The following is a 3,270-nucleotide window of genomic DNA, read 5'->3' as shown; positions in this document are numbered from 1 at the left end:
CGCGCAACGCGATGTCTCCGGAGACCACAAACCGCTGCTTGTCGAGCCTGAGGTCGAGCAACAGATCGATCGACAAAGGGATGTGGATGACGAACGTGATGTCGTCACCCAGGCGCCGGGTCACCTTGGGATCGTGGATCTTGAGGTTGGCGCTGACCTTGGCAATTGGTGGACGCAACGGAGGCCGGGGCGGCTGGGGTGACCGCGGTGGCTGGGGCTCGGACCGTTGGGCGCTGTCCGCCAACAGCCCGCGGACGTGGACACCGGAGTGTGAGGTGAGTTCGATTCGCTCGATAGCCGATCCCACCAACCGGACAGGCCCGTCACTTCGGTGGCGGGCCTTCCCCATTTCGAGGCCGACGGGGTCTCCCAGTGCCGGGGGTGACCCCGCCGCAGGGGCGGGCAAGCTCATCAGGCGGTGTAGCCCGCCACGGCGGCCGGCTGAACGAACACATCGCCACCGAAGTACCGGCTGCGCAGCACGCGGTACCTGGCCAGGTGGCGCACCCGTCCCTCGGTGATGTTCATCAGCGCGGCGTATTGCTTGACCGACATGTAGGTGTCGGCGTAGTCCTCCGCCTCGAGGTCGAACATGTGCCCAGCTTCCCGAGTTCAGGTAGTCGATGCACAGAGCGTGCAGGCGCTCGATCGCAACACCCACGGGCACCTCGCACGCAGAGCCAGAGCCCAAGCAAATCACCGCTGTCCGCCGCTGACATTGACACTGCGACGCGGCGCATCGCCCCGGTGGTCACGGCCACCCCGTTGCAGCTCGACCCGCGGGTTCTTCGCGACGTTGTGCTACCAGACCGGATCCTTCGGGGCCCCGCCGAGTGAGGCGATGATCGCGTACTCTCCGTTGTGCTCGACTCGCATCAGCGGAGTCTTGCGGAGTTTGCCGGTCTCGGCTCCGACTGTGGTCAGCAGAATGATCCGGTTGCCCTTCATGTCAGCGGCTTCGGCTCCACCGGATTCCGCATACTTGTCGGCTTGTTCGCGGGATCAATCCCAGGGGCTGGGTCCGGATTCACCTGTAAGCGGCATAGCCACCACTTTACGGCCGCGGTCCAACCCCGCGGTTCTGTTGCCGCTTGTCATGTTGTGGCTGAACAAATGAACGAAGATGACGGCGAGTCTGGTGATCCGGTGTCCCGGGCTCGCCGTCGACGTGTCGCCCCCGCGTGTAGTCGCTTTGCCACGGCGGTTGCCCGCCCGCGGCGACGGCCTCCACTGCCCGCATCTGCGCTTCTACGTCACGTGAGCGAAGAAACGACTTATGCTTGCGCTCCAGATCTTCGTCAGAGTCGATGCACCTGAGTTCGGGTGCGAACTCTTCAAGCTCGGCTCGGCGCTGCGGGACGATCATGCAGATCGGCTCGTCGACCTCGAACCGCACCGGCATCAGTTTGCGGGTGAATTTCCAGCTCATGCTGAAACTCGCGCTTGCCCAGTCAGTTTCGACTATGCCCTCTAACGGGCTTACGCCGTCCTTCGGATAGTTCGCCGGCCCGCGGACTAACAGGTTATAGCCCGCCGGGGTGCGAAACAGCATCGGCAGATGCCAGGTCAGGATGCCGTAACCGAAATGGCTTTCGGGCAGGAACTGAGCGCTGTCGCGCTTATCGGGTGCGATCATCACGTCCACGCCGCCTTCCTGACCCATCCATGTAGCGGTGAACGGGGACCGGTTGCGCAGCTCCCAGCCGCTCTGGTTGGCGATGAGCATCGGCAAACACCGATTAGGCCAGCCTCTACGCATCTCTGACATCTCTGACATCCACGCCCGGCTAATCGGTGCCGGGGTAATCTGCGGTGGGTTATCACGGGTGATGAACCCGATCAGTGGGTGGGCCGGCCTATCGGACTTGTCACTCATCGGATCCTCGATTCGCTGGGGACACCCGTTGCCACATACGTCGTAAGCCCCTCCTCCGCAGAAACATAGCGTACGTCGTGCGTCGGCGGAGTCGGCCCGTTAGCATTCCTGACGAACAGTTCACTTACGCTTTTGTTTAGGCGTCTTGACTCGCATATGGAGACGCGGCCCCGTGCACACCCAGCTTCCGGCATGCAGACGCAAAGCCCCTGCCCGTGGTTACCCGCCGAGGAGCACGCCAAGCCATCGCCAATCTCCTCGTCAGAGAGCTGCACCAGCAGTTGTAAGCGCCACGCAGCTTGTAGGCGCGCACTATCTGCAGGTCTTCGCGTTTGAGGTAGACCGCGCGCCGGTGATCTCCGACAGCCGATCCCTCAGCGCTGCAAGACGGCAGTGTCACCGGCGATTACGAGGCCCGCGAGGTATTGAGCGACGAGACGGCAACCTGGTGCCCCGGCGGGTGTCCTCGGGTCCGGCCGACCGGGACGCCTTTCCCCCTCACACACCGCTCTTCGTCAGAATCCCCTGATTGGAGAATCCCCGGCGGGGTGGTCTTGGCCCTCCGAGTAGGCGCGGTCGGTCCAGCAAACGTGTGAGCGGCGGTGTGGAGCAACGGGTTTCGTGTTTTGGGTGGGACCTACGCACGTCGGATCGGACGACCCTGGCGACCAGCCCGCCGACCGGCCCGCTGAGCAGACCGCCCTTCAGGTCCGCGGTGAGGTGAAACTTCGATCCTGGATGGTCGCTAGAGATGGCCACCCCGGCCGCGGCCTTGCAGTTCAATCGATTTCGGCTCGTCATAGCGCGTGACTTCCGAGTGAACGATGTTGCGGAAACCCTTGACCTTGATGCACGACGAGACGCGGGTGCCCTTCTTGATCGTCGACGGCGGCTGGTGCGGACCCGTCCGAAACATCTACTCGTGCCAAGGGTTGTCGCTCCTAGTGAGACGGTCCCGGGCGTTGAACTGGCATACCCGTCTCCGCCGAACAGATAGGCCCCACTCGCGCGTGCGGCTGGCTTGCTAGGGCCAGGCCTGCGCCAATTGGTGGGCCACATCGATGACTTGCGCGGCTTGCGACTGCGGTGAGTCGATTTCCTCGGCGACGTACGCGGCGACGAAGCGACGGATCTCACCGTCGACACCGGCCAGGATGCGCAGCACCTCGCCGCGGAAGGATTTCGACGAGACGTTGACGGTGATATCCGACGGCCGCGGTTTTTCGACGTCGACGATCAGGAGAAGGGGCTCGGCGGCGCGGGCCGTGGCGCGCAACGCGATGTCTCCGGAGACCACAAACCGCTGCTTGTCGAGCCTGAGGTCGAGCAACAGATCGATCGACAAAGGGATGTGGATGACGAACGTGATGTCGTCACCCAGGCGCCGGGTCACC

3 protein-coding genes and 5 pseudogenes are annotated in these 3,270 nt (G+C 63.6%); 1 reads left to right on the top strand and 7 read right to left on the bottom strand.

The genetic code is table 11. The features are described from left to right. Together JWP83_RS19050 and JWP83_RS19045 are read right to left on the bottom strand one after the other, a co-directional pair. Positions 1-166, bottom strand: a pseudogene (locus JWP83_RS19050) (hypothetical protein); the annotation flags it as partial. Between the two features lie 245 nt (positions 167-411). After that, complete coding sequence (locus tag JWP83_RS19045) at positions 412-594, bottom strand: hypothetical protein (protein ID WP_297733012.1); 183 nt, start codon at positions 592-594, stop codon at positions 412-414. Between the two features lie 108 nt (positions 595-702). Between JWP83_RS19045 and JWP83_RS19040 the strand changes: the two are divergent. Beyond that, positions 703-771: pseudogene (locus JWP83_RS19040) on the top strand (threonine dehydratase); the annotation flags it as partial. Between the two features lie 33 nt (positions 772-804). Here JWP83_RS19040 and JWP83_RS19035 read toward each other — a convergent pair. The 5 genes and pseudogenes from JWP83_RS19035 to JWP83_RS19015 form a co-directional block, all read right to left on the bottom strand. After that, positions 805-1,044: pseudogene (locus JWP83_RS19035) on the bottom strand (nitroreductase/quinone reductase family protein); the annotation flags it as partial. Positions 1,045-1,054: 10 nt separating this feature from the next. Next, the gene (locus tag JWP83_RS19030) at positions 1,055-1,876 is read right to left on the bottom strand and encodes a DUF6065 family protein (RefSeq protein WP_297733009.1); all 822 of its coding nucleotides are present in this window, start codon (positions 1,874-1,876) and stop codon (positions 1,055-1,057) included. A 126-nt stretch (positions 1,877-2,002) separates the two neighbouring features. Then, positions 2,003-2,222 (bottom strand): annotated as a pseudogene (locus JWP83_RS19025) (pyridoxal-phosphate dependent enzyme); the annotation flags it as partial. A 287-nt stretch (positions 2,223-2,509) separates the two neighbouring features. Further along, positions 2,510-2,765, bottom strand: a pseudogene (locus JWP83_RS19020) (SRPBCC family protein); the annotation flags it as partial. Positions 2,766-2,900: 135 nt separating this feature from the next. Continuing rightward, positions 2,901-3,270, bottom strand: a 370-nt coding sequence (locus JWP83_RS19015; RefSeq protein WP_297733006.1) for a hypothetical protein, incomplete at its 5' end; no start/stop codon positions are given.

The organism is Mycobacterium sp., assembly GCF_025965855.1.
GTDB lineage: Bacteria > Actinomycetota > Actinomycetes > Mycobacteriales > Mycobacteriaceae > Mycobacterium.
Note: the sequence above shows the minus strand (reverse complement) of the source record. Positions and strands in the feature narration are given on the sequence as shown.